Origin of the sequence: Kitasatospora sp. NPDC056446 (assembly GCF_042796115.1) — a bacterium.
In the GTDB taxonomy this organism is placed as follows: Bacteria; Actinomycetota; Actinomycetes; order Streptomycetales; family Streptomycetaceae; genus Kitasatospora.
Genome location: NZ_JBHTRF010000228.1, coordinates 1 through 1,327 on the forward strand (window position 1 = coordinate 1; position 1,327 = coordinate 1,327).

Genomic DNA, 1,327 nt, shown 5'->3' on the forward strand with positions numbered 1-1,327 from the left:
CGAGCTGCAAGTGGCGTGAAGCTGAGTAAACAGCTTGGTAGTGAGCAGCAGCTTGGCGAGCTGATGTCAGGAAAGGGAGAGGTCATCGCTGGCGGGCAGAGTGGAGTTCTTTTGCGGGATTCGCCGCGCCTCAGTGCTGTTCATGGAGGAAGTGCCTCTGATTGGGTCAAGGTATCAAGCTCGTCGCACAAGGCGCCAGATGGGCAGCAATTCTCTACTCATGCATATCAGAATCAGGCGACCGGACAAGTCGTTGAGCCAAAAACAAAGTTGATTGAAGAAGGGAGATAGACTGATGCGAGTAAAAGTCGTCAGCAATTGGGTTGATATTCTTGCCGGGCTTGGCGCGGAAGGGAGAGTAAAGTCGACGCTGTTCCTGGGTGCTGGGAATGAGTACACGGTATTCGGACTTAGTCTCCATAGGGAGTCGAGCATTTACAGGGGCGGGACGCTCGTCTGCAAGGTAATCGATGACTATGGGAATCTGACTTCTGCGCCAATCGGCATATTTGATGTTATTGATGGGTCCATGCCGAAAGAATGGCGCATTGAGAAGCGGTTTGATGGGGTGTTCATGTGGCCAGATTTATTTCATAGGGAATTCTTCTTTGACGATCTGTCGGAAGGTGTTCCGGAGTGTGTGGCCGAATTTAGGAATCTTAGGTATATAATGGAGGGCGAGGGTGGGTGAATTTTATCGTGGCGGAACTACGGTGGCTCGGAGGATACTCAGGAATAAATACTGCTTGGATGATGAATGATCTAGACCCGGGCTGCGTAATTGGCAGGCCATAGGGTTGGATCCATCGTTGGGGATCAGGACTAGCTTCACGAGCCAAGTGCAGTCTTCTGCTGTCAATGGCGCTAAGGGAACCGTGCCGGGATGGGGCGCAGTAAAACGTGGTCGCTGACTGAAGGCAGGTCGCAAGTCGGCCATGAATTGGATGGTGGAAGGGAGGGGCTTCCGCATTACCAGGCAGAGGGTGTGAGAGGACATGCTTTCTGGGGCAAAGGTTAGTGTAGGTGCGCTTGCTATGACCGGCATGATTGAGTAAGTCACTGAAGAGCCACGAGATGACCCCTATGAGCTTGGGGATGCTCAGGTTCGCGACCTGATTCTTCGCGAGCAGCCCCCCCTCTGTGCACAAGGCTTGGATCGTGACCTGGGCGCACGGTAGGCGTCGTACCTTAGGTTCGGTCGAACATCTGTCACTTGTTCAGGCCCGCGACCAAGTGTCAAAGACCATCGCTACTGGTACGACGCGCACAACCGCCTTACCAATGTGCGGGATGGTGCGGGCAACACGCTCATCGGCCTGAGCTGTGA

2 protein-coding genes are annotated in these 1,327 nt (G+C 53.8%); both read left to right on the top strand.

What is annotated here, in order from left to right; genetic code table 11:
• On the top strand, window positions 1-291 hold a 291-nt coding region (locus ACFQ6N_RS40880; protein WP_380659204.1), incomplete at its 5' end, for a hypothetical protein.
• 4 nt (window positions 292-295) lie between these two features.
• Window positions 296-691: a hypothetical protein gene (locus ACFQ6N_RS40885; protein ID WP_053450893.1), complete on the top strand. Its 396-nt coding sequence runs from the start codon at window positions 296-298 to the stop codon at window positions 689-691.
• Window positions 692-1,327 lie beyond the last annotated feature (636 nt).

Coding starts and splice junctions, on each gene's coding strand:
- ACFQ6N_RS40885 (WP_053450893.1), top strand. CDS start 296: ATGCGAGTAAAAGTCGTCAGCAATTGGGTTGATATTCTTGCCGGGCTT.